The following is a 23473-nucleotide window of genomic DNA, read 5'->3' on the forward strand; positions in this document are numbered from 1 at the left end:
CCTAGAAAGCACTCTCATAATGCTCAATGACTGGGTTCGTGAAGTCTCCACCTTGCTTTGATGTACCGGTGTAAATCGCAATGACATCAAAACGAAAGGCCGGGATTGGCTGTGAGGCTTTTTGCAAGTATTCGATGGCAAGCTCACGCAGCTTCTGTTTCTTCTTCCACGTAATGGACTCGCCCGCTGTTCCAAAAAATTGGCTGCTTCTCGTTCGAACCTCAATGAAAACCAAGCAATTACCGTCTCGAGCAATCAAATCCATTTCCCCACGTTTTGTTCGAACATTTCGATCAACAATGAGGAAACCCTTGTTCACTAAATATCCTTCAGCAAGCTGTTCTCCTCTTTGACCAAGAAGACGGCGGCGATCGCTCATAATTTGGTTCCTCCGCCTTTATCGATGCGATAGACAAAAGCAAGGATTTCTGCCACAACTTGATACAGCTCCGGGGGTATTTGTTGATCCAAATCCAGCTTGCCCAAAACCTCTACAAGTGATGGATCCTCCTGAACCGGTATATCATGCTCCTTCGCTGTCTTCAGGATATTATCAGCCACGTACCCCTTGCCTTTTGCCACAACCTTTGGCGCTTCCATGGTACCCGCCTGATATTTTAGTGCAACTGCCTGTTTTCGTTTTTGCTCTGATGAGGATGGCGGCTTCATACGCGAAGGTCCACCCCTTTATAGTCAGCCAGGATGGGGCCTTTGGTTTGGATCGGACCTGTCGACTTCCCGCGATCGGCCGGGACTGGCTGCACACGCATAGCCGATAGATGGTAACCAACATCCTGTAATTGATCAGCAAAACGATCCTTGGACCCTTGAATGAGTGCTTCCACCCATGGCGTATCGTTAAATATTTGCAAGTTAACGATTCGATTCACGATACTTACATCAATCATGGTTGTCCCCATACTTTGGAGTTCCAAATGAAAGAAAAGACGGCAGTTCTCCGGATCAAGCTGTCCAGAGCCTTTCTTTTTCGATTCAATTTGGACGAAAGCGGTCTCATCCCCCTCATCTTTGCGAATCGGAATTTGCATAACGATTTGAGACAAAGCCTGGTTAGAGGGTTGTACCATCATCAACTGTTGTCCGGTCACTTGTTGCAGCAGTTGATCTGCTGCTTCACGCAAGGCGGTTGGGATTGCCTGAGCTGGCGCTTGACTGATTTGCAGCAAGAGGGATTTGACTGTATCCATCTGCTTTAATGAATGCGAATCGTTTGCCCCTTGTGAAAATGCCTGTCCCATCAATTCTCTCTCGTGGGTTACGCCTAAATGACGAAACAATTCAGCAATCGGGTTAGCAGCTGTGGCGCCATTCACTGCACCAGATGCTTGCGACACCATTTGTGGCATGACTTTTTGCCCCGCGTCGTTCACTACTGCCCTTTGCTCCGCCATCTGCTTGTTTTGGACCGGCTCCTGATTCATCTGTATTGACTGAGGAGTAGGCAATGGCTCGTTTCGAGCAATCTTTGAATCGATGCTTGGACTACTGGTCTGGTTAGACATCAATTGATTACTCTTTCCGGTCATAGCGTTTTGCAACGAGTCTACCTGTTTACCGGCGGTGTTTGGTGCAGGTACTGTCCCTGTAGCAGTAGAAGCATTTGGCGAAACAGGTTGTGATGGCGTTGGCGTGTTACTGGAAACCACCGTTGATGGTTGGGGAGATGTCTGCATTTGCGATGAAGGCTGACCGCTCTGCGCAGGCAGGGGCTGTGTCTGGTTTCCTCCAGTCGCATTCTGCGAAGCACCTTGATTGGGCTGATTTCCTTGTGGCATTTGTTTGACCGCCAGTCCCTCGTCTGCACCATCGTTGCCCGCGATAAGTATAGAGAGTCCCGTCAACTTATCTTTTAACTGACTAACAAGCTGTTTGACATCTCCCGTTGCCGCATTAGCTTGTCCGGGGACTTGCTGTGATTGGCTTTGAGGAACTTGACCCGTCATCTGCGAAGGCTGGCCCTCTCCTTCTAAAAAGAGCGAGGCTTGCTGCAGCAGGTTCTGAATGAGTTGACCCATTGGCTTGTCCGATAAAAAAGCTTTGAGCCCTGCGATTGTATCGGGAGACAGTGGCAAATTTCGTTTCATGGCAGTCATGAATGCCTCAATAGTGGCATTGTCTACACCTAATCGCTGCGCAACAGCTGAAAAAGCTTGTATTGTCTCCTTATTCACAGGCAGATTGGCACCAAGCAGCGCTTGCACGATCGCTTTGTTCTCTTTTGTATCGGCAATCCCCAGTGAGCGCATTAGCCCTTCTAGAGATGCTTCTTTGCCTGCTCCTTCCCCGACGCTTTCCAAAACCTTCAGCGTGACGACACCTGTTGATGGCTGGACTTGCAGCCAAGCTTTTTGGCCCGGTTCCAAACTTGCTTCCATTTTAGCCTGAACCTGCATTCCCCCGACTTGTACGAGCGCCATATTGTCCGGGTAATGCTTGATTACCGTGCCTTTAAAGACTTGTCCGGGAGTAAGCTCAACCGGCTTCGGAGCGGATATGGGTGCTTTTTGCACGAATGATTGAATAAGTTGCGACGGGGAAAACATGCAGATCCTCCTCCTGTGGGCGGTATGTTACTAGCCCTTTTTATGCGTGTTCTTTTACACCAGTAAATGTCTTGCGATGAATCGGCGTAGGTCCAAATCGAGCGATTGCTGCCAGATGCTCAGGAGTGCCGTAGCCTGCGTGCTTGTCAAAGCCATAGGCTGGATATTGTTCGGCATACTGGGCCATCAATCGATCACGGGTGACCTTCGCTACAATCGATGCGGCCGCAATCGAGACACTCTTGGCATCTCCACCGATAATCGGAACCTGCTCGCAATCCATTCCAGTTAGCTGCACGGCGTCAATCAGTAATGCATCTGGAGATTTCCCTGCCTGCTGGATTGCCAGCTTCATCGCCTCTTTTGTAGCAGCTAATATATTGATCGCATCGATTCTTGCCGCATCGACAATTCCGATACCCACAGCAAGTGCATCTCTTTGAATGATTTCGCAAAAAGCCTCGCGAGTGGATACAGGTATCTTCTTCGAGTCATTCAGGCCTGGCAAGTAAAAATCCTTGGGCAGGCACACGGCACACGCGACAACTGGTCCAGCCAATGGTCCTCGTCCGACCTCATCTACCCCGAATATGTATTGATGGCCTTTATCAAACATCGCTTTTTCATAGACGGTCATGTCAGCCCACATCTGCGCGAGCTTTTCTTGCCGTGCAAGCGCTGCTTCTGCCTGCTTCGCCAGAGCCTGTACACCCGCTCTTTTGTCTTCTTTCAGCAATTGTAAAAAATCTTTGGGTACCTCGTCCAACTTTTCCATCGTCACTCGTATTTCTTTTATCGACATATCCGCTAGATTCATTGACTCATTTCTCCTTATCGATCCTCATAGTAAAAAACCTGCCTACCGTATATGTCGATAGACAGGTTTTTGATGGCTGGGAAGCTTATTCTGGAAAAGACACTGGCTTACCAATCGGTTCGTCCATTTCCCAGTCAATCGGGCGCTCGACAGAGATCGTTCCCAGCTTACCGGAACGCAGCTCACGCAGGAAAATTTCCGCTGCCTTGTCGTAATCGATATTTCCGCCAGAAACGAGACATCCGCGCTTCTTCCCGATTTCTTCGAGCATCTCTACTCGATCCTCAGGCAATTCTTTTAGCTTGAAGCGTTCGATCAGGCGTTCCGGATAGTAATGCATCATGTAGCTGATGACAAATAATGCTACCTCCGTAAAATCGATGAGCTCATCTTTAATTGCCCCACTTGCCGCCAATCGCAGGCCTACCATCTGATCTTCAAATTTCGGCCAAAGAATACCAGGCGTATCGAGAAGCTCCAGTGTATCGCCCATTTTTACCCATTGTTGCGCCTTGGTTACCGCTGGTCGATCACCAGTGGCTGCTACCGAGCGCTTGGACAAGCGGTTAATGAGGGAAGACTTGCCGACATTCGGAATACCCAAGATCATGATGCGGATGGCACGACCTTGCATCCCACGCTCACTGCGCTTTGCCAGCATGTCAGCTGCTAGCTCCTTACACATTTCTGGCAGCTTGCTGACACCTTTTCCACTCAGGGCATCAATCGGCAACGTACGAATGCCTTGCTTGCGAAAATAAGCAATCCACTCATCTGTTGCCCGTTCATCTGCCAAATCTGCTTTGTTTAGTAATATCAAACGTGGTTTATCACTGACAATCTCGTCAATCATCGGATTTCGGCTGGAAAGCGGCAGACGTGCATCGAGAAGCTCGATGACTACATCGATTAATTTCAGCTTTTCCGTTACTTGACGACGTGCTTTAGCCATATGGCCAGGAAACCATTGGATCGTCATGATGTCTCACCTACCTTGAAGCTTTGCTTTATCTTGTCAAGCGAATTCCCGCAACCGGCCAAAAAGTAAATTCAGCTCTGCCAACAACCGTACTGACGGCAACAGGACCGATCGCTCTGCTGTCATGACTGTTCAACCTGTTGTCGCCCATCACAAAGATATGGTCTGCTGGTATTTGGACCGGGGGAAAATCGTGGGTAAAGAACGGCTCTCCCTGCTGCTTCGCTTGTTCTTTCGATTGTGCAAGATACGGTTCCTCTACCACTTTGCCATTGACAAGCAGCTGATCGTTTTTGACCTCTACTGTATCACCCTCAACAGCAATGACTCTTTTGATGTAATCTCGCTCCTTTTCAGCATGGAACACGATGATTTCACCAGGTTTCGGATCTTGCAAAAAGTAAAGCGCCTTGTTCACCACTAATTTTTCGCTGTTATGTAATGTACTTTCCATGGATTCGCCTTCTACAATAAACGGGGCGAACAAAAAGGTACGAATGAGAAACGCCAAGATTAAGGCGATCCCAAGTGCCTTTATCCATTCCCATAGTTCATTTTTCTTCTTATGACTGGAGGTAATTTCTTCGCTCATGACTTACGATCCTCCCATGAAAGCTCGTCCAACCTTAGCTGTAACATATGTCAAGATGAACTATTTTATTTCAAGATCGCTAAATGGAAAAAAGAGGCCTGGCAAGCAGGCCAGTCCTCTTTCTAAGCGTTACGCTTATCGACGAATTTCTTTAATACGAGCTGCTTTACCTACGCGATCGCGCAGATAGTACAGTTTCGCACGACGTACTTTACCATGACGCACGATTTCGATCTTGTCGATCTTAGGCGTGTGTACTGGGAATGTACGCTCAACACCTACGCCGTAAGAAATCTTACGAGCTGTAAATGTTTCGCTGATACCTGTACCGCGACGGCGAATGCATACGCCTTCGAACAGCTGGATACGCTCACGCTGACCCTCGATAACCTTAACGTGTACACGAACAGTGTCACCAGGTCGGAACGCAGGAATGTCCTGTTTCAATTGCGCTTTTTCCAGTTCACGGATAATTTGGTTCATTTGAATTTCCTCCTTCCGATAGACGTTCTTACTCGTCTAACCCATAGGTCCAGCCGCTTGGGCTGCGTTACGAGTAGCGGACCGCCTTAGTCAGCGGGCAAAATTGCCACAAGAAGTATATTAACATAGCGGGCACAAAACTACAAGACTCTTCCCCTATTTGTTCCCTACTTTTTTTCCTGCTCTAATTCAGCCAATAGCTTTTTCATTTCATCTGTCAGCGCGAGCTTCTCCAACAAATCTGGGCGCCGTGCTTTTGTTCGACGCAGCGACTCTTTTAACCGCCAGCTTTCAATATTGGCGTGATGGCCTGACAACAGTACGTCTGGCACTTTCCAGCCGCGAAACTCAGCTGGTCGTGTGTAATGTGGGTATTCGAGCAGTCCCGTTGAAAAGGAGTCCTCAACGGCTGACGTTTGGTTTCCCAACGCTCCTGGTTGCAGACGAACGACACTGTCAATGACCACCATCGCCGCAAGCTCTCCCCCGGTCAGAACGTAATCGCCAATCGAGATTTCATCCGTGACGAGATGCTCCCGAATTCGCTCGTCGTACCCTTCATAATGACCGCAGATGAAGACAAGATGCTCTTCTTGCGCTAGCTCTTCTGCCAGCTTCTGATGATAAGGCACACCCTGTGGGCACATCAGAATCACTCGGGGTTTTTTCTCTCCCGTCAAGGCTTCTACAGCCCGGAACAACGGTTCGGGCTTCAGGACCATTCCTCCGCCACCGCCATAAGGGGTGTCATCTACCGTACCGTGCTTACTCTCAGAGAAATCGCGAAAATTGGTGACGTGAAAATCAACCAGTTCTTTTTCGCTTGCCTTGCCCAAAATGCTGCTGGATAAAACACCTGTAAACATTTCGGGAAAGAGCGTAAAAATATCGATCCGCATCTGAAGTTCCTCCTACAGCAAGCCTTCCATTAGATGGCAGACCACACGTTTGTTCGCGATATCCACTTCCTTGATGCATTCGTCGATATACGGCAACAGGATTTCTCCGCGTTTTCCCTTCACTACCCACACATCGTTTGCTCCTGGCTGCATAACATCCACGATTTTGCCCAGTTCTTCGCCCTCGTCGGTTACTACAACGCAGCCGACGAGCTGATGAATGTAGAACTCGTCCTCTTCTAATTCCATCAAGGCTTCCTCTGGAATTTTCAATTCTCCACCCTTGTACTTTTCGATATCGTTAATATGCTCATAGCCTTGAAAGCTCACAATCTCAAAATTTTTATGCGGGCGACGAGAAGCGATTTTCAATTTTAGCGGCTCACTAAGTGTCGGGTGGAACAAGTACAGCTCATTTCCTTTGCGAAAACGCTGATCTGGAAAGTCAGTCGTTGGTGTTACGCGCACTTCACCACGCAGGCCATGCGTATTAACCAGTTTGCCTACTCCGTAAAAACTATTTTGGCTCAACGTGTTCATTCCTCCTTTTCTTTGTTCCCATTTTTTGTTTGTAGCCGAATCTCATGTACCAGGCCATCTTTTATCATGATTTCCGTTCCGGACATCATTTCATCCCAGACATCGCCCTCTTGAATCGAGACAGGGCTTTGAACTGTCTGGTAATCGACCTCGCTTCCCTCTGGAAGATTTTCTACCTGCTGGAGGGTATATGTCAGGTGATCTATCTTTTCCTTGCGTCGACGCTCTTCCTGCGCGATTTTTTCTTGGGCCAACGCATATGTATCCGCAGACTTTTTCTTCGCCTCGGTTAATAACTTTTTGGATTGAAACTGCCACTGCTCCCATTCTTTACGCTGCAAACGAAGTCGCTGGCTATACTGATCAATGAGAGCAGCCCGTGATGCTTCCGTAATGATCAGTTTAACCTGTACCGTCCGAAATATAGTAAGCACCTTCGCCACTCCTTTCGGAAAAATCATCATGGTCTATGAGCATCTTGGATACTAGAAAAAAGACTGGGAAAGCTCCCAGTCTTTTTTCATACAATTTCAACCGTGACACGCTTGTCCGTTTCCACGGATGCGGCGATCACGACCGTGCGCAGGGCTTTCGCGATTCGACCTTGCTTGCCAATAATCTTCCCCATATCATCAGGGTGTACCGACAATTCAAAGACGAGAGTTCGCTCTTTGTCCACTGCGTTAACACGAACCTCATTCGGATGATCGACGAGAGCTTTAGCGATCGTTTCGACCAGCGCTTTCATCATCAAACCTCCAGAAGACCGACTTATTTGCCGTATTTGGTTTCGTGTACTTTTGCGAGTACGCCTTCTTTGGAGAGAAGGTTACGAACGGTGTCAGTTGGAGCTGCACCATTCAGGATCCATTGTACCGCTTTGTCGGTATCAATTTTCACCACTGCCGGTTGTGCAACCGGATTGTAGTAACCGATTTCTTCAATGAAACGGCCATCGCGTGGGGAACGGGAGTCAGCTACTACTACACGGTAGAAAGGAGCTTTCTTGGAACCCATACGCTTCAGACGGATTTTTACTGCCATGTTGTGTCACCTCCTGTATTAATCAACGCTAGAAGAGCATCTGCGTTGGTGCTACTATATCTGAACCATCGCGGCCAGCTGACAAGTCAGTGTCGCGAAGAGATCATGCCTACTTACTTGAACGGCGGCTTGAAGTTAAAGGGGAAGTTCATCCCGCCCTGGTTGTTGCCTCCGCCTTTTCCCATGAAAGGTAATCCGAAGCCTTTTTTCTTCGACTTCTTGACCATTTTGTCAGCAGCGCCTGAGAATTGCTTCATCATCTTTTTCATTTCCTCGAACTGCTTGAGGAAACGATTGACTTCTTGAATACTCGTTCCGCTTCCGCTTGCGATGCGCTTGCGACGGCTGGCATTCAATAAATCAGGATTCGCGCGCTCTTGTTTGGTCATGGATTTGGCGATCGCTTCAACGCGGGCAATCTGCTTTTCATCCACGTTCATCTTGCCCTTCATCTTGTTCATTCCTGGCAGCATGCCGAGAATGTCTTCAAAAGGACCCAGGTTGCGAAGCTGCTGCATGGAATCCAGGAACATGTCGAAGGTAAACTCACCTTGGCGCATTTGGCGTTCCATATCGCGTGCTTTGTCTTCATCCACGGATGCCTGTGCTTTTTCAATCAGGCTGAGTACGTCCCCCATACCCAAAATACGAGAAGCCATACGATCCGGATGGAACGGTTCGAGCGCATCTAGCTTTTCACCCATCGCCGCGAATTTGATCGGCTTGCCAGTGACAGCCTTGACGGACAGTGCCGCACCGCCTCGAGTATCACCATCGAGCTTCGTGAGAACCACACCAGTCAGTTCGAGCTGGCTATTGAAGCTCTCTGCTACATTGACGGCATCTTGACCTGTCATCGCGTCCACGACGAGTAAAATCTCATCGGGCTTGGTTACCTCGCGAATCTGCTTCAACTCGTCCATCAGCGCTTCGTCAATATGCAGGCGACCTGCAGTATCGATGAGGACTACGTCGAGATGATTCGTCTTCGCGTGTTCAATCGCTTGGCGAGCGATATCGACAGGACTGACTTGATCACCGAGAGTGAAGACGGGAACATTGAGTTGGTCCCCTAAAACCTGAAGCTGCTTGATCGCAGCAGGACGGTAAATGTCGCCCGCTACCAGAAGCGGCTTGCGGTTTTGCTTTTGCAAATACTTGGCCAGCTTACCGGTTGTGGTTGTTTTACCTGCCCCTTGCAGACCTGCCATCATAATGACGGTCGGCGGGCGGTGAGCCATCGTGAGCTGAGCGACGTTGCCACCCATCAGAGCGACCAGTTCTTCATTCACGATCTTTATCACCATTTGACCAGGCGTCAAGCTTTTCATGACTTCCTGACCGACTGCGCGCTCCTTGACACGAGCAACGAAGTCTTTTACTACTTTAAAGTTAACGTCTGCTTCCAGCAAGGCCAGACGAACTTCACGCATCGCTTCATTCACGATGGTCTCGTCTATTTTCCCTCTGCCGCGCAGTTTGTCAAACGCGTTTTGCAGCCGATTGGCTAAGCTCTCAAACGCCATGCGAGCCCTCCTAATCCATCTCTGACAGTTGGTGGAGCAAAGTGTTCAGCTCGTCTCTTGTCTCGCTCTCCGAAAGCTCATTTACAAGTTCATTCATGCGATTCAACACGTCCATGCGTTTTTCATGACGCTCAGCGAGGCGAAGCTTCTGATCGTATTCAAACAGTTGCTTCTCTGCTCGCTTGATATGATCATAAACAGCTTGGCGGCTGACCTCATGCATCTCGGCAATTTCTCCGAGCGATAAATCGTCCAGATAATACAGCTCAAGATATTCTCGCTGCTTGCCCTTGAGTAGCGGCGCGTAAAAGTCAAACAAGAGATTGACTTGATTGGTCTTTTCTAACATGAAACCAATCCTTTGCTATGAGGTACTCGTTTCAAACTGTAAAGACTTTTTCTTTACAGCACGTAGATTATAGTACCTAATTCCACACCTAGTGTCAAGGTTTTTTATTGACATCATTTTTTTATCTTTGAAACACTATGTTTTTACGCATTTTCCTGCTCTTCTGTTTCATCTTTTTGGATCAATCCAGCAAATAGCGCATGAACAAATTGCTCAGGATCAAACTGCTGCAAGTCATCCATTCTTTCACCCAACCCGACGTATTTCACCGGAATGTTCAGCTCGTTGCGAATCGCAATGACGATACCACCCTTTGCTGTACCATCCAGCTTGGTCAGGACTAAACCTGTTACTCCAGCAGACTGTCCAAACGTTTTCGCCTGTGAAAGCGCATTTTGCCCAGTCGTAGCGTCCAAAACAAGCAAAACCTCGTGCGGAGCTCCTGGCAATTCGCGCTGCAATACGCGGTGTACCTTCGCCAGCTCTTCCATCAGATTGACTTTGTTTTGCAAGCGGCCTGCGGTATCGCACAACAGCACATCAACCTGTCGGGATTTCGCTGCCTGAATCGCATCGTAAATCACTGCAGCCGGATCAGAGCCTTGTTGCTGCTTGATTACATCAACTCCTACACGCTCTCCCCAAACCTCCAGCTGTTCAATCGCTGCTGCGCGGAACGTGTCACCTGCTGCCAGCAGCACTTTTTTGTTTTGCTGCTTGAACATATGCGCCATTTTACCGATCGTAGTCGTTTTCCCTACTCCATTTACCCCTACGAACAAAATGACGTTCAGACGACCGTCCTCTACATTCAGAGACGTATCCGCCGCATCATCATTTTTCAAAAGGGCAACCAGTTTTTCTGAGAGAATGGGCTGCAGGTCGATCGCATTCTCGATTTTTTGCTTGCGCACTTCTGTCCGCAGGTCGTCAATGAGCTCCATGACGGTATTGACGCCCACATCGGACGTAATCAAAATTTCTTCTAATTCATCGAAAAAGTCATCGTCGATCTTTTTGTAGCGACGTACCAGATCCTCGACTTTTTCTACTAGCAGGTCTCTCGTCTTAGCCAAACCATCCGTAAACTTCTGGGTGACCTCTTCGGACTTTTGGACAATAGCATCACGAAGGCGCTTGAAAAAACTCATGTTCATCTTCCTTTGCGGGTAATATCGATTGAATAGCAGATCCCTTTAAGAGGCAGATTCAACAAACTTGTCACTGTCCTCTAGCTTGACGGAGACGAGTTTGGACACGCCGCCCTCCTGCATCGTGATACCGTATAGCACGTCTGCGCTCTCCATGGTGCCTTTTCTGTGTGTGACGCAAATAAACTGCGTCTGGTTGCTGAAATGGTGCATGTACTCGGCGAAACGGTTAACGTTCGCCTCATCCAAAGCGGCTTCTACCTCATCCAATACACAGAATGGCACTGGCTTCACACGCAGGATGGCAAATAGCAAGGCCATCGCAGTCAAAGCACGTTCGCCCCCGGACAAGAGCGCAAGATTTTGCAGCTTCTTGCCAGGTGGCTGCGCCACGATATCGATGCCCGTCTCAAGCAGGTTATCTGGGTTGGAGAGTACAAGATCTGCGCGTCCTCCTCCAAACAGCTGGACAAACACGTCGCGGAACTGCTCCGAGATCGCATCAAATGTTTCTTTGAAACGGCGCGACATCTCTGCGTCCATTTCTTGGATCACTTGATAGAGCATATCTTTTGCTTCATTCAAATCAGCTTCCTGCGAGCTTAAGAACTGCTGACGCTCGGCCAAGCGCTCATATTCCTCAATCGCACCAAGGTTCACAGTGCCAAGTGCCCCAATTTGCTTTTTGAGACGATTGACCACTTGTGTCTCTTCCTGAATCTCGCCACGTGCCGGATATTTTTGCTTCGCAAGGTCGTAGCTCATTTCGTATTCTTCGGAGAGTTTATTCAACAGATGGTCGAGCTCTACCTCGTTGCGGTTGACTTTTACTTCTTCCTGATGAAGCTTTTCCTCGAGCAATTTAACCTCGCGGCGGATTTCTTTCACCTGCTGTTCTACTTGCTCCTGTTTGTAAAAGAGAGTCGCCCGCTCACTTCTCCGCTCTTGAATCAAACCAGCTACACGGTCTTTATCCTGGCGCAATTCGCTAATGCGCTGATCCAGCTCTAGCCCGGACGATTCGTTCGTACGCTCCAGCTCATCAAGAGATGCCAAATTCGCGTTTTGTTCTTCCCATTCTCGCTGCAATTGGCTTTTTTGCTCCAGCAATCGTTCTGTTTGCTCCAAGCGTGATTGATACTCTTGCTTGACCTGCGCATTCAATACTTTGAGACTTGTTATTTTTTGATTCATTTCTTCTTTGGATTCGAGCTGCTCTTGACGTTTCGCCTCTGCTTCTGCGATCTGTGCACTGAGCTCTTTTTCCTCTTGCTCCATGGCAGTCAAAGAGGCTTGCAGCTGCTCTTGCTTGCGTTTGGCTTCTTCCATCTCGCGGCGATAGCTCTCAATATCTTGTTCAACAAGCTTTGCTCGCTCGCCTAAGGATCTGCCTTCCGATTCCTTTTGCTGCAAGAGTCCTTTTACTTCCTGTTCTTTCAGTCGCAGACTTTCGCCCTCTGTCCGCAGAGCTTCTTGCTCCTGCTGCATTTGCGCCAGTTCCTTCGTCAGCTGCTCCATAAGGGTAGTATGCCCAGAAATTGCCTGGTCGATTTCTACCAGCTGCGCTTCCAGCTCTTCTGATTGACGGTTGCGCCCAAGCAGGTTCGTGCTGTTCTTTTTCAATGCCCCCCCTGTCATGGAACCGCCAGCATTTACGATATCACCTTCCAGCGTCACGACGCGATAGCGGTAGCCAAGCGTACGGGCTACACGGTTTGCCTGCTCCAGCTTTTCCGTAATAATGACATTCCCCAAAAGACTTTCGAGGATGGGTCGGTACGCTTCTTCAAAAGTCACGAGCTCACTCGCGATTCCGACGACTCCACTCTCCTCCTCAAGCTGGCGCTTATCGCTTGCCTGCAAGGTACGAGGACGGATGACATCGAGCGGTAGAAATGTTGCCCTACCTGCATTGTGTTGCTTCAAGTGAGCAATGGCTGCACGACCAGATGCTTCGTTGTCCACGACGACGTTTTGCAGTGCGCCACCCAATGCGACCTCCATCGCTGTCTCATATTGCTGTGGCACAACAACGAGCTCAGCGACCGCTCCATGGATCCCTTTGAAGCCCCGCTCGCGTGCTTTCAAAATTTCTTTTACCCCTTGCTGAAACCCTGCGAATTCCGACTGCATTTCTTTTAACAGGTCAAAACGAGACTTCGCTGCTTCCCGCTTTTGTTCCCAGTTGCGCAGCTCCCGACGGGCTGTTTCAAGACGGGCTTGTCCTTCACGCATACCCTCGACCAGCTCTTTGTATCTGACGCCAGTTTCTTGAATGGTAGAAACGATGTTCTCCAGCTGATCTTGGAGTTGGCTCAACTGAGCTAATCGCTGCTCTTCTTCTTCATCAAGCTGTTTTTTTCCAGACAATTGACGTTCGACTCTGGCCTCGCTTGTCTTGAGTAGCTGCTCTTGATGACGATTTTCGTTGCGCAGATTCGCCATTTCGTTGAGCTTTTCGAAGTAATCACTCTTCAAACGCTCCACGTCATCTGTCAGTGATTGCACCATGGAAAAAAATTGACCTTCTGCTTCTTGCAGCGAAGCGTGGGCTTCGGTCATGCGGCGATCCGCTTCCTTGGCCCGCTCTTGTTCTTCTGCCAATTCTGCCTCAAGCCCGTGCTGCTTCTCGGTAATCCGATGCATCTGCTCCATCGTCTGCTGGCGATTGGCATTGAGATTGCGCATACGCTCCCGCAATACCTCACGTTGTCCTTCGACTTTTTCCGTCTCTTCACTGACTGTCAAAAGTACTTGTTGCAGTTCTTCGATAGATTGGTCGATCTGGGTGACATGAAAACGCGCTTGCTCCAGATCAGCTTCTTGTTTGGATGCTTCGGTCGTTTGTCCGATTAACAGGTGCTTGAGTTCCTCTACCCGTCCGGTGGCTGCTTCCCACTTCGTATGAGCTGCTTCAATTTGCTGCACGTAAAGAGCAACTTCATGCTCAACCAGTTGGCGATGAAGCTCCTTGTACGTCTTGGCTGTCTCTGCCTGCTCCTGCAAAGGCCCGATCTGCTCCGTAATTTCACTGACGATATCGTGAATACGCACCAGATTTTGCTCGGTGTCATCGAGCTTTTTCTCCGCCTCGCGCTTGCGTGTTTTGTATTTGACGATTCCAGCCGCTTCTTCAAATATTCCACGGCGATCCTCGGACTTGGTACTGAGAATTTCCTCAATTTTTCCTTGACCGATAATGGAATACGCTTCTTTACCCAGCCCCGTATCCATGAACAGCTCCATAATGTCTTTTAGACGGCAGGATCTGTTGTTTATGTAATACTCACTGTCACCAGAACGATACACTCTGCGGGTAACGGACACCTCCGAATATTCCACATCGAGCGAACGATCTGTATTGTCCAAGGTGAGTGTCACTTCTGCGAAATTCACTGGCTTGCGCTTGTCACTGCCCGCAAAAATAATGTCTTCCATTTTCGCTCCACGCAACGACTTCGCGCTCTGTTCCCCCAGCACCCAGCGGATCGAATCAGAAACGTTACTTTTCCCACTTCCATTCGGTCCCACTACAGCTGTTACCCCTGGTACAAATTCCAATTCCGTGCGATCGGCAAAGGATTTGAATCCAGCCAGCTCCAGGCGTTTCAAATACATACGTACGGTCCTCCTTAAGAAACCATCCAAGACTGCCTGTCAAATTGACAGACTTACAAACATGCAAGGAACGGATGGTACCCGAAAAGAAGCCCCTGCATCGAACAGGAGCTACCTACTACGAGCCTACATGGTCATCTGTAGGTAAGTGTATCATAGATAGCGGTCATCTCGCAGTATTTTCCCTATGTTTCCCACCCGAAAGAAAAAAGCTGCACCATCTTGTAGCAGATGATGCAGCCCTTCTCGCTGACGAGTGATTATTTATCCCCCAGCTTGACCAACGCTCGTGCAGCAGCTTGCTGTTCCGCTTCTTTTTTGGAGCGGCCAGAGCCGATGCCAAGCGAACGATTGTTCAAAAGCACCTCAGATACGAATTCTCGATTATGAGCTGGTCCTTTTTCTTCTACAATTCGGTAATGGATGTCTCCCAGATTGTCTTGTTGAACAAATTCCTGCAACTGGCTCTTGAAGTCGGTTACCTGGGCAAACTCTCCCTTGTCGATGCGCGGGTACACGTATTTTTCCATAAAGGAAAAGACTGCGTCCAACCCCTGGTCCAAGTAAAGCGCACCTACAAACGCCTCAAAAACGTCCGCTAGCAAGGCTGGTCGCTGACGTCCACCTGTCAGCTCTTCCCCTTTTCCCAGCAATACGAGATCGCCAAAATTCAACAGTTCAGCAAACTTGACGAGAGAAGGTTCACAGACAATGGCTGCACGCAGCTTCGTCATTTCCCCTTCACTCATCTTCGGAAAAGTTTTATACAAAAACTGGGAGACGGTCAACTCCAGCACAGCATCCCCCAAAAACTCTAGCCGCTCATTGTCTGATATTCGTTTGCCGCGTTGCTCGTTCACGTAGGAAGAATGGGTGAATGCCTGCCGCAAAACGCTTTCATCGCGAAAGCGAAAGCCTATCGTTTCTTGCAGCTGTGCAAAATTCATCACCCTCACCACCATTCCAGGAGACTGCCTACTATTTCTATCAGTAGGGCTCATTTATGCTTCGTATCGCTTCAGGACAATCGTTGCGTTGTGACCGCCGAATCCAAATGTATTGGAAACAGCCACATGGACGGTCGCCTTGCGCGCATGGTTCGGAACATAATCCAGATCACATTCTGGATCCGGGTTTTCCAAGTTGATTGTTGGAGGCAGTACTTGATCACGCAGCGCATATGCCGTCGCGATTGCCTCGACTCCACCAGTAGCACCCAGCAAATGGCCTGTCATCGATTTGGTCGAGCTGACAGCCAATTTGTATGCGTGCTCGCCAAACACACGCTTGATCGCTTGTGTTTCTGCGATATCTCCTTGGTCAGTAGAAGTACCATGTGCATTAATATATTGGACTTCTGTTGGATCAACGCCAGCGTCTTTCAGTGCGCTCGCCATGCAACGCGCTGCCCCTTCGCCACCAGGAGATGGAGAAGTAATATGGTGAGCATCTGCACTCATCCCGTAGCCAATGACTTCCGCGATGATCGTTGCTCCACGTTTTTTCGCATGCTCAAGCTCTTCCAGAATCAGAACACCAGCACCTTCGCCCATTACGAAGCCATCGCGATCTTGGTCAAACGGACGGCTCGCTTTTTGCGGCTCATCGTTTCTGGTGGACATCGCTTTTGCCGAGCAAAAGCCTGCAAATGCCATTGGACGCACCGTTGCTTCTGCTCCACCTGCGATCATGACATCTGCGTGATCGAACTGGATCAGACGCAGTGCATCACCGATCGCATTGGTACCTGTCGCACAAGCGGTAATCGCACTGGATGTTGGTCCTTTTGCACCGTATTGAATAGATACTGCACCAGACGCCATGTTCGCAATCAGCATCGGTATGAAGAATGGACTCACACGACGCGGTCCTTTTTCCAACAAGACGGAATGCTGTTCTTCCCATGTAGTCAGACCACCGATTCCGGACCCGATGTATACACCCACTCGTTCCGCATTTTCTGGCGTGATCTCCAGTTTTGCATCTTCTACAGCCATTTTGGCAGCAGCTAATCCAAACTGAACGAATCGGTCTGTACGTCGGATATCTTTCTTGTCCATATACTGCTCAGGATCGAAGTTTTTCACTTCGCCTGCAATTTGTGTTGGATAATCAGAAGCGTCAAAGGCAGCCACACGGTCAATGCCTGATTTTCCTTCCAGCAAGCTGTTCCAGAAAGTCTGCGCGTCATTCCCTACTGGAGAAACGACACCAACGCCAGTAATCACCACTCTGCGTTTCATTACAATCACCTCTATATGAAAGTCAGCAGTCAGCTTCTTACATTCACTGCATGCAAAACGTGTATTTATTTGAATTATGTACAGGTGGCTATTGAAGGAGAAGTCCCGTATGGTACGGGACTTCCAACAGATCAACCTACTTGTGAGATTCTATGTATTTAACAACCTCACCAACAGAAGTGATCTTTTCAGCATCTTCGTCGGAAATCTCTAAATCAAACTCATCTTCGAGTTCCATTACGAGTTCAACCACATCCAGGGAGTCAGCGCCCAGGTCTTCTTTGAAAGAAGCTTCCAAAGTAATTTTGGACTCATCTACACCCAGACGATCGACGATGATTTTCTTCACACGCTCCAAAGTATCTGCCATCTTGCTTCACCCCCTCTCCCGTATTATAGTGGATGAGCTTTCAAAAAACCAGTTTTCAGAAAACGCGCGATGGTTTTCTTCCTACATGTACATTCCGCCGTCTACGTGCAGGGTCTGCCCTGTCATGTAGTTGGCTGCGTCGGATGCCAGGAACAACACGACAGATGCGATATCATCTGTTTGTCCCAAGCGGGCAAGCGGAATTTGGCTTGTGAGTCCTGCTTTGACATCCTCCGGCAATACAGCAGTCATTTCTGTATCAATAAATCCTGGGGCAACAGCATTCACCGTGATATTGCGACTTGCGAGCTCACGAGCAGCTGTCTTCGTCAAGCCAATAACCCCAGCTTTTGCAGCTACGTAGTTAGCTTGTCCAGCGTTCCCCAAAACACCTACCACAGAAGTGATGTTGATGATTTTGCCTGAACGCTGCTTCATCATTGGGCGGGTCGCTGCCTTTACGCAGTTGAATACACCCTTCAGATTCGTCGCAATGACATCATCCCACTCGTCTTCTTTCATGCGCATAATCAAGTTGTCGCGAGTGATTCCCGCATTGTTCACGAGAATATCAATTGCACCAAAATGATCCAAAGCAGCTTTGAACATGTCGTTGACATCTTCTGTAGAAGAAACGTTCGCACGAATCATGATGGCATCGCGGCCCATTTCTTTAATAAGGGAAACAGTCTCACTCGCTGCCGCTTCACTACCTGCGTAATTGACAACTACATTCGCGCCAGCTTCTGCCAGCTTCAATGCAATTGCACGCCCAATACCACGGGAAGCCCCTGTGACCAGTGCTGTTTTTCCTGTTAACATAGTACCCCTCCGTTCAAAAGCTCAGTAAGCGAATCCATGTCCTGTACAGAGATAATCGTCGTATCCGCTGGTGCGATTTTCTTGATTAAACCGGCCAAAACTTTTCCTGGACCGATTTCCACAAAGGTTGTCACCCCTGCTTCGACCATCCATTGTACAGAATCCTCCCACAAAACTGGAGCGGAAACTTGTTGAACCAATTGATCTACAATGATTGTAGCCTCAGATACTGGTCTAGCCGTTACGTTTGCCACAACAGGCACGGTCGCTTCTTGTACCGTAACGCCAGCCAAGACAGCTTGCAGCTTCTCTGCTGCCGGCTGCATCAAGCTCGAGTGGAACGGACCGCTTACATTCAATGGAAGGACACGCTTTGCGCCCGCTTCCTTCGCTTTTTCACCGGCCAACTTCACACCTTCAGCAGAACCAGAGATGACAATTTGCCCTGGGCAGTTCATGTTCGCTAATTGAACAGGATGTCCAGCTGCTGTTACCTCTTCGCAAACCGCATGCAGTGCCGCGCGATCCATGTTCAAGACAGCAGCCATAGCACCTTGTCCCGCTGGCACCGCTTCTTCCATGAACTGACCACGAGCTCGCACAGTTTTGACTGCATCTGCAAAGGACAAAGCCCCTGCCGCGACCAAAGCAGAATACTCACCCAAGCTATGACCTGCTACGAACGCAGGCTTATAGTCAGGCAACTTTTCTTTCAATGCTGCGAAAACAGCGATGCTTGCTGTCAAAATAGCTGGCTGTGTGTTTGCTGTCAGCTTCAATTCCTCTTCTGGTCCTGCAAAACACAGTCCCGACAAGGAAAAGCCGAGTGCTTCATCAGCCTGCTCAAATATATGACGGGCCGCTTCCGATTGTTCGGAGAGAGCTTGCCCCATTCCTACAAATTGTGAACCTTGCCCCGGAAAAACAAAGGCTACTTTTCCCATTCCTACTTGCTCCCTTCTGCCGGAGTCGTGCACCACTTCAAGAGCGTCGCTCCCCAAGTCAAGCCGCCACCAAACCCAACCAGGATCAGGTTATCGCCTTCTTTTACACGACCAGCCTTTACTGCTTCATCCAACGCTACAGGAATAGACGCAGAGGACATGTTTCCATAACGATCCAGGTTGATCGCTACTTTATCCTCAGACAAACCAAAGCGCTGTACGGCAGAGTCGATGATTCGTTTGTTTGCCTGATGCGGTACCAACAGGTCGATCTCATCCTTCGATACGCCCGCTTTAGACAAGACAGCCTCTGTTGCAGAATTCATGACGCGAACGGCGAATTTGAAAACTTCTCCGCCTGCCATGTAGAGATAATGCAGGCCTTGTTCGACAGACTCAGCAGATGCAGGCGTTCTGGAACCACCTGCTGGCAAGCACAAGAGGGACCCGCCTGATCCATCTGCACCGAGCTCAAAGGACTGGAAGCCGTATCCCTCAGTAACTTCACCGATAACAGCCGCACCTGCACCGTCTCCGAACAAGACGCATGTATTTCGATCTTTGTAATTCGTAATTTTGGACAAGGTCTCAACGCCTACGACCAATACTTTTTTATACAAACCGTTTTGGATGAACTGAGTCGCTGTTGTAATTCCGTACAAAAAGCCTGTGCAAGCCGCGGAAAGATCCATGGCAGCCGCACGTGTAGCACCCAGCTTTTCTTGCAGCAAGCAAGCAGTAGACGGGAACGACATGTCAGGCGTTACAGTTGCGACAATGATCATATCCAGCTGTTCCGCGCTGATGTTTGCTTTCTCGAGCGCTTCTTTGGCAGCCTCGTAAGCCAAGTCGGAGGAAGCTTGCTCCGGTGAGCTAATGCGGCGTTCTCTGATTCCGGTACGGGAAACAATCCACTCATCAGAGGTTTCCACCATTTTCTCCAGATCAAAGTTCGTCAACACCCGCTCCGGGGTATAAGAGCCTGTAGACAAAATTCCTACTGAACGCTTTGTACTCATCTGCTTCACTCGCTTTCTCCCAAAGTATTTTTCTGTAATGATTGCTGGATAATCTCGTTCACGTCCTGCTGAATAAACCGCGTTGCACTGACAATCGCGTTTTTCATCGCACGCTCATTTGAGGAACCGTGGGCCTTGATCACAGGGGATTTCAGTCCCAGCAAGGGAGCACCACCGTATTCCGCATAATCCATTTTCTTTTTAAAGCGTACCAATCCTGGTTTCAGAATGGCAGCTCCTAGCTTATTAATCAGGCTGGAAGTAAACTCCTGCTTTAACTGCGAAAAGATTGTGGAGGCAGCACCCTCTACGGCCTTTAACAAAACATTTCCTACAAAGCCGTCGCATACGAGCACATCACAGGCTCCTTGCATAACATCGCGTGCTTCCACATTTCCTACAAAGTTCAAGTCAGCTTCTTGAAGGAGAGGAAAAACGGCTTTCGTCAATTCATTCCCTTTTCCTTCTTCCGTTCCGACATTCAGCAAGCCTACTGTCGGCTGCTTGAAGCCCAACACTTTTTCAGCGTACAAGCTCCCCATCAGCGCGTACTGGACAAGCTGATGCGGCTTGGCATCCATATTGGCTCCGACGTCCAGCGTCAGTGTTACACGGCCTTTTGTATTCGGGATATAGGCACAAAGCGCCGGGCGCTCGATTCCATCCATGCGACCTGCGTACAGCAAGCCCGCTGTCATTAAAGCACCCGTATTCCCAGCCGAGATCATCGCGTCAACTTTTTTCTCGCGCGCCATCTCAACAGCTACAACCAGCGAAGAATTTTTCTTACGCCGAACTGCTCGAACCGGTTCATCATCTGGCAAAATCACTTCCGCTGCAGGAACAATTTCAATGTTCGCCGGAATATCCTGCGGCAAGTGGTTCCGAATAGCCTGTTCATCTCCCACCAATACAACTGTAATGGCCGGGTTTTCCTTGATGGCAGCAAGCGCCCCTAATACTGTACTCTTCGGTGCGTGATCGCCGCCCATCGCATCCACTGCAATTCGCAACCGTGACTCCTCCTTACTCCTCATCCATGCTGTTATGGTAGCTCGACATTTCTACTACACGGAAGGTTGCGGTAAAGACCAATTCACCCTGAACCTTCGTCTCTACACGCACCTTGCATTCGTCGCCGTTACGGCTCCTCACCACTGCTTTTGCAACCAGCTTTTCCCCTGCTCGTACAGGACGGACAAAGCGGATTCTCGCTGTAGCTGTCAACGCTACCTCTGCGTTGATTACGGCAACTGCCAATGAGTTGGCCTGAGCAAATATATAATGCCCTCGGGCAATTTGTGTTTTCGAAAAAACATGCTCTTCTTTAATTTCCAATACGGAAATGGCCTGTGAATCGAGCTGTAGATCAATAATCTCACCGATGATTTCATCGATGCCCAATGATTTTACAGGATCAAGACTTTTCTCTGCGACTGTCTTGATTCGTTCACGCAGCTCCGGTATGCCTAATTCCAGTCTGTCTAAGCGTATGGTTTGAATACTGACACGAAATAACTCAGCCAGATCTTCGTCCGTCGCAAATGGGTTATCCGCCAGATACTGCACTAAGCGGGACTGGCGATCTTTTTTTGGCAAGCGGGCGATGCTGAACACCCCCTTAAGCAGGATTCAGTTGTACTATGTATGATTGCGATCTGTTTTTAATACCTGGTACCAAAACACAGTATACGGGAGAAGATGTGGAATTACAAGTATCGATCACGAAATTAGGTAGCCATCCCTAACGGTAAATGAGACGAATGATCTCCTCAATCCCCGGTTCTTTCATCTGGATGTCCAAAGGCTCACCCCACCCCGCCACCTCGGCAAGGATTCGCGGCGAAGAAATTTTTCCTTTGTCGAAGTAAATCGAAAGCACATTCTCAGATAGCTCCATCCGCTCAATTCCCTCTAGCTCGTAAAGCTTTTCAGGCGGTTGTCGAAATTCGATTCGTATGAGGCTTGGCAGCCCTATCTGGTGTCGCAAATCAGCTAAGCTCGTATCCATCATCTTTTTGCCATGATTGATCACGATAATCCGGTTGCAGAGTTGTTCAATATCATCCATATCATGAGTCGTCAAAAGAATCGTCTTCTTCTGGGTCTGATTCACTTCTTTCAAAAAAGCTCTGATGCGAGTCTTCGCGACCACATCCAACCCAATCGTAGGCTCGTCCAAAAACAGGACAGGCGGATCATGCAGCAGCGCCGCCGCCAAATCAGCTCTCATCCGTTGTCCTAACGACAATTTACGCACTGGCGTATCAAGGAATTCATGGAGGTCCAGCAGTTCCTGATACACCTCCATCGATCGCCGATACGCGCTGTCGTCAATTTTGTACATCGCTTGCAAAATTTCGAAGGAATCTCTGACTGGCAAATCCCACCAAAGCTGTGTTCGCTGCCCGAATACTACTCCGATCTGCGAGGCTACTTGAATTCTTTCCCGCTGCGGACTATATCCACCTATTCGTATTTCCCCCTGACTGGGATGAAGAATTCCCGCCAGCATTTTGATTGTCGTCGATTTTCCAGCGCCATTCGGCCCGATATATCCCACGAACTCGCCTCTGTCAATGGAAAAGGAGATATCGTGGACGGCTTTGACTTCCCTTCGTTCACGAGAAAAGAGTGTTCGTAGAGAAGCAAAGCGCCCCTCCTTCGCTTGATTCAGGAAAAATGATTTTTCGATGTGCTCTGCTTCAATCATGTTACCCCTCCTTAGCTCCCTGTACTATGGTAGTGTCGAATCCCGACATTCCACAGCATACGAGCGAAATAAAAAGCACTCGCTGCAGCTACTGGGGTGAGTATCGGATAAAACCATTCGCCCCCTTTGCCCAACAGCGTCAACATTGGCAAATAATTCATATAAGCAATCGGAATCGCTGAGAAAAAGAGCCATTTGAGCCAGTTTGGATATAGCCCGATCGGATAATTGGAAGCATTGGCTGGTGCATAAATGGTAAAGGTCAGCATGTCTTTTATCTGATGCGTCCAAAAGGCGACCCCTGCCGTAGCAAGACCAATGGAGAAATAGATCACTCCGCCAGACAAAATGGCAACCGGTGAGAATAGCACCAACCCCATGATCGATTGCCCTTCCGCCGCAAGACCCGACAAGGAGATGACCAAAACAGACACCCCTTGCACCAACCCTCCCACTCTCGATAAATCAAGATTACGTGTCAATAGCAGAAGCAAAGGTGAAACAGGCCGGATGAGCAATTGATCGAGCTCCCCTTGTACGATGTACTTCTCAAAGTCGTTAATTTCCGGAGCAAACAGTCGATACAAGGAGACAGATGCCGAGGAAATCCCGTAAAGCATCCCAACCTCGTAAATATTCCACCCGACCACATCGTGAAATCGGTACAAAATCGCAGAGAGAATAATAAAATCAAGCACCATAATCATTCCGGTCGTGGCAGCGCTCGTGACAAAATTTATCTTGTATTGCATTTGCGAGCGAATGCTGGCCGCAATCAGTTTGCGATAGAGGGCAAACAT

The 23473-nt window shown here is 48.9% G+C and carries 26 protein-coding genes; all 26 read right to left on the reverse strand.

What is annotated here, in order from left to right; translation table 11 throughout:
- Position 1: 1 nt before the first annotated feature.
- The 26 genes from KB186_RS06490 to KB186_RS06615 all read right to left on the reverse strand — a co-directional run bounded on the left by KB186_RS06490 (position 2) and on the right by KB186_RS06615 (position 23473).
- On the reverse strand, positions 2-379 hold the full coding sequence (locus KB186_RS06490) for a YraN family protein (RefSeq protein ID WP_173608044.1): 378 nt from the start codon (positions 377-379) through the stop codon (positions 2-4).
- On the reverse strand, positions 376-669 hold the full coding sequence (locus KB186_RS06495) for an EscU/YscU/HrcU family type III secretion system export apparatus switch protein (RefSeq protein WP_232773280.1): 294 nt from the start codon (positions 667-669) through the stop codon (positions 376-378). The genes KB186_RS06490 and KB186_RS06495 overlap by 4 nt, the downstream gene beginning before the upstream one ends.
- Positions 666-2564 (reverse strand): hypothetical protein, encoded by a 1899-nt coding sequence (locus KB186_RS06500; RefSeq protein WP_232773281.1) that lies wholly within the window; start codon positions 2562-2564, stop codon positions 666-668. Before KB186_RS06500 ends, KB186_RS06495 begins: the two co-directional genes overlap by 4 nt.
- Before the next feature lie 40 nt (positions 2565-2604).
- Complete coding sequence (locus tag KB186_RS06505) at positions 2605-3381, reverse strand: ribonuclease HII (RefSeq protein WP_173608047.1); 777 nt, start codon at positions 3379-3381, stop codon at positions 2605-2607.
- An 85-nt stretch (positions 3382-3466) separates the two neighbouring features.
- Positions 3467-4360, reverse strand: a complete 894-nt coding sequence (ylqF, locus tag KB186_RS06510) for a ribosome biogenesis GTPase YlqF (protein ID WP_007719698.1) — start codon at positions 4358-4360, stop codon at positions 3467-3469.
- Positions 4361-4388: 28 nt separating this feature from the next.
- A complete protein-coding gene (lepB, locus tag KB186_RS06515; protein ID WP_221868383.1) occupies positions 4389-4952 on the reverse strand; it encodes a signal peptidase I in 564 nt (187 codons plus the stop codon).
- Positions 4953-5087: 135 nt separating this feature from the next.
- Positions 5088-5435: a 50S ribosomal protein L19 gene (gene rplS, locus KB186_RS06520; protein WP_015891886.1), complete on the reverse strand. Its 348-nt coding sequence runs from the start codon at positions 5433-5435 to the stop codon at positions 5088-5090.
- Positions 5436-5602: 167 nt separating this feature from the next.
- Positions 5603-6334 (reverse strand): tRNA (guanosine(37)-N1)-methyltransferase TrmD, encoded by a 732-nt coding sequence (gene trmD / locus KB186_RS06525; protein ID WP_056486459.1) that lies wholly within the window; start codon positions 6332-6334, stop codon positions 5603-5605.
- A 12-nt stretch (positions 6335-6346) separates the two neighbouring features.
- Positions 6347-6874, reverse strand: a complete 528-nt coding sequence (gene rimM / locus KB186_RS06530) for a ribosome maturation factor RimM (protein ID WP_173608049.1) — start codon at positions 6872-6874, stop codon at positions 6347-6349.
- Entirely contained in the window at positions 6871-7308 is a 438-nt protein-coding gene (locus KB186_RS06535) for a YlqD family protein (protein ID WP_173608050.1), read from the reverse strand. The genes rimM and KB186_RS06535 overlap by 4 nt, the downstream gene beginning before the upstream one ends.
- 86 nt (positions 7309-7394) lie before the next feature.
- On the reverse strand, positions 7395-7622 hold the full coding sequence (locus KB186_RS06540; protein ID WP_007719711.1) for a KH domain-containing protein: 228 nt from the start codon (positions 7620-7622) through the stop codon (positions 7395-7397).
- Between the two features lie 23 nt (positions 7623-7645).
- Positions 7646-7918, reverse strand: coding sequence for a 30S ribosomal protein S16 (gene rpsP / locus KB186_RS06545; RefSeq protein WP_047067992.1), 273 nt, complete (start codon positions 7916-7918; stop codon positions 7646-7648).
- A 113-nt stretch (positions 7919-8031) separates the two neighbouring features.
- The gene (gene ffh / locus KB186_RS06550; protein WP_047067995.1) at positions 8032-9444 is read right to left on the reverse strand and encodes a signal recognition particle protein; all 1413 of its coding nucleotides are present in this window, start codon (positions 9442-9444) and stop codon (positions 8032-8034) included.
- 10 nt (positions 9445-9454) lie between these two features.
- Entirely contained in the window at positions 9455-9793 is a 339-nt protein-coding gene (locus KB186_RS06555; protein ID WP_016743283.1) for a putative DNA-binding protein, read from the reverse strand.
- Between the two features lie 143 nt (positions 9794-9936).
- Positions 9937-10944 carry a signal recognition particle-docking protein FtsY gene (gene ftsY, locus KB186_RS06560; RefSeq protein WP_144614433.1) on the reverse strand — a complete coding sequence of 336 codons (1008 nt, stop codon included), beginning with the start codon at positions 10942-10944 and terminating at the stop codon, positions 9937-9939.
- 45 nt (positions 10945-10989) lie between these two features.
- On the reverse strand, positions 10990-14562 hold the full coding sequence (smc, locus tag KB186_RS06565; protein ID WP_221868384.1) for a chromosome segregation protein SMC: 3573 nt from the start codon (positions 14560-14562) through the stop codon (positions 10990-10992).
- A 260-nt stretch (positions 14563-14822) separates the two neighbouring features.
- Positions 14823-15509, reverse strand: a complete 687-nt coding sequence (rnc, locus tag KB186_RS06570) for a ribonuclease III (protein ID WP_026043146.1) — start codon at positions 15507-15509, stop codon at positions 14823-14825.
- Positions 15510-15563: 54 nt separating this feature from the next.
- A complete protein-coding gene (gene fabF, locus KB186_RS06575) occupies positions 15564-16805 on the reverse strand; it encodes a beta-ketoacyl-ACP synthase II (RefSeq protein ID WP_173608053.1) in 1242 nt (413 codons plus the stop codon).
- 136 nt (positions 16806-16941) lie between these two features.
- Positions 16942-17175, reverse strand: a complete 234-nt coding sequence (gene acpP, locus KB186_RS06580; protein WP_005834336.1) for an acyl carrier protein — start codon at positions 17173-17175, stop codon at positions 16942-16944.
- A gap of 81 nt (positions 17176-17256) precedes the next feature.
- Positions 17257-17997, reverse strand: a complete 741-nt coding sequence (gene fabG / locus KB186_RS06585) for a 3-oxoacyl-[acyl-carrier-protein] reductase (protein WP_173608054.1) — start codon at positions 17995-17997, stop codon at positions 17257-17259.
- Entirely contained in the window at positions 17991-18941 is a 951-nt protein-coding gene (gene fabD / locus KB186_RS06590; protein ID WP_221868385.1) for an ACP S-malonyltransferase, read from the reverse strand. The genes fabG and fabD overlap by 7 nt, the downstream gene beginning before the upstream one ends.
- A 2-nt stretch (positions 18942-18943) precedes the next feature.
- The gene (locus tag KB186_RS06595) at positions 18944-19960 is read right to left on the reverse strand and encodes a beta-ketoacyl-ACP synthase III (RefSeq protein WP_173608378.1); all 1017 of its coding nucleotides are present in this window, start codon (positions 19958-19960) and stop codon (positions 18944-18946) included.
- Between the two features lie 5 nt (positions 19961-19965).
- Positions 19966-20973, reverse strand: a complete 1008-nt coding sequence (gene plsX, locus KB186_RS06600; protein WP_173608056.1) for a phosphate acyltransferase PlsX — start codon at positions 20971-20973, stop codon at positions 19966-19968.
- Between the two features lie 13 nt (positions 20974-20986).
- On the reverse strand, positions 20987-21577 hold the full coding sequence (fapR, locus tag KB186_RS06605; RefSeq protein WP_088908224.1) for a transcription factor FapR: 591 nt from the start codon (positions 21575-21577) through the stop codon (positions 20987-20989).
- A 127-nt stretch (positions 21578-21704) separates the two neighbouring features.
- The gene (locus tag KB186_RS06610) at positions 21705-22673 is read right to left on the reverse strand and encodes an ABC transporter ATP-binding protein (RefSeq protein WP_221868386.1); all 969 of its coding nucleotides are present in this window, start codon (positions 22671-22673) and stop codon (positions 21705-21707) included.
- 11 nt (positions 22674-22684) lie between these two features.
- Positions 22685-23473, reverse strand: coding sequence for an ABC transporter permease (locus KB186_RS06615; RefSeq protein ID WP_173608058.1), 789 nt, complete (start codon positions 23471-23473; stop codon positions 22685-22687).

This window comes from Brevibacillus sp. AF8 (genome assembly GCF_021270385.1).
Lineage (GTDB): Bacteria > Bacillota > Bacilli > Brevibacillales > Brevibacillaceae > Brevibacillus.

Coding starts and splice junctions, on each gene's coding strand:
- ftsY (WP_144614433.1), bottom strand. CDS start 10,944: ATGAGTTTTTTCAAGCGCCTTCGTGATGCTATTGTCCAAAAGTCCGAA.
- rplS (WP_015891886.1), bottom strand. CDS start 5,435: ATGAACCAAATTATCCGTGAACTGGAAAAAGCGCAATTGAAACAGGAC.
- fabG (WP_173608054.1), bottom strand. CDS start 17,997: ATGTTAACAGGAAAAACAGCACTGGTCACAGGGGCTTCCCGTGGTATT.
- rnc (WP_026043146.1), bottom strand. CDS start 15,509: ATGAATTTTGCACAGCTGCAAGAAACGATAGGCTTTCGCTTTCGCGAT.
- ffh (WP_047067995.1), bottom strand. CDS start 9,444: ATGGCGTTTGAGAGCTTAGCCAATCGGCTGCAAAACGCGTTTGACAAA.
- smc (WP_221868384.1), bottom strand. CDS start 14,562: ATGTATTTGAAACGCCTGGAGCTGGCTGGATTCAAATCCTTTGCCGAT.
- ylqF (WP_007719698.1), bottom strand. CDS start 4,360: ATGACGATCCAATGGTTTCCTGGCCATATGGCTAAAGCACGTCGTCAA.
- KB186_RS06555 (WP_016743283.1), bottom strand. CDS start 9,793: ATGTTAGAAAAGACCAATCAAGTCAATCTCTTGTTTGACTTTTACGCG.
- fabF (WP_173608053.1), bottom strand. CDS start 16,805: ATGAAACGCAGAGTGGTGATTACTGGCGTTGGTGTCGTTTCTCCAGTA.
- KB186_RS06505 (WP_173608047.1), bottom strand. CDS start 3,381: ATGAATCTAGCGGATATGTCGATAAAAGAAATACGAGTGACGATGGAA.
- KB186_RS06595 (WP_173608378.1), bottom strand. CDS start 19,960: ATGAGTACAAAGCGTTCAGTAGGAATTTTGTCTACAGGCTCTTATACC.
- KB186_RS06610 (WP_221868386.1), bottom strand. CDS start 22,673: ATGATTGAAGCAGAGCACATCGAAAAATCATTTTTCCTGAATCAAGCG.
- acpP (WP_005834336.1), bottom strand. CDS start 17,175: ATGGCAGATACTTTGGAGCGTGTGAAGAAAATCATCGTCGATCGTCTG.
- lepB (WP_221868383.1), bottom strand. CDS start 4,952: ATGAGCGAAGAAATTACCTCCAGTCATAAGAAGAAAAATGAACTATGG.
- KB186_RS06490 (WP_173608044.1), bottom strand. CDS start 379: ATGAGCGATCGCCGCCGTCTTCTTGGTCAAAGAGGAGAACAGCTTGCT.
- trmD (WP_056486459.1), bottom strand. CDS start 6,334: ATGCGGATCGATATTTTTACGCTCTTTCCCGAAATGTTTACAGGTGTT.
- rimM (WP_173608049.1), bottom strand. CDS start 6,874: ATGAACACGTTGAGCCAAAATAGTTTTTACGGAGTAGGCAAACTGGTT.
- KB186_RS06495 (WP_232773280.1), bottom strand. CDS start 669: ATGAAGCCGCCATCCTCATCAGAGCAAAAACGAAAACAGGCAGTTGCA.
- fabD (WP_221868385.1), bottom strand. CDS start 18,941: ATGGGAAAAGTAGCCTTTGTTTTTCCGGGGCAAGGTTCACAATTTGTA.
- rpsP (WP_047067992.1), bottom strand. CDS start 7,918: ATGGCAGTAAAAATCCGTCTGAAGCGTATGGGTTCCAAGAAAGCTCCT.
- KB186_RS06500 (WP_232773281.1), bottom strand. CDS start 2,564: ATGTTTTCCCCGTCGCAACTTATTCAATCATTCGTGCAAAAAGCACCC.
- KB186_RS06540 (WP_007719711.1), bottom strand. CDS start 7,622: ATGAAAGCGCTGGTCGAAACGATCGCTAAAGCTCTCGTCGATCATCCG.
- KB186_RS06615 (WP_173608058.1), bottom strand. CDS start 23,473: ATGTTTGCCCTCTATCGCAAACTGATTGCGGCCAGCATTCGCTCGCAA.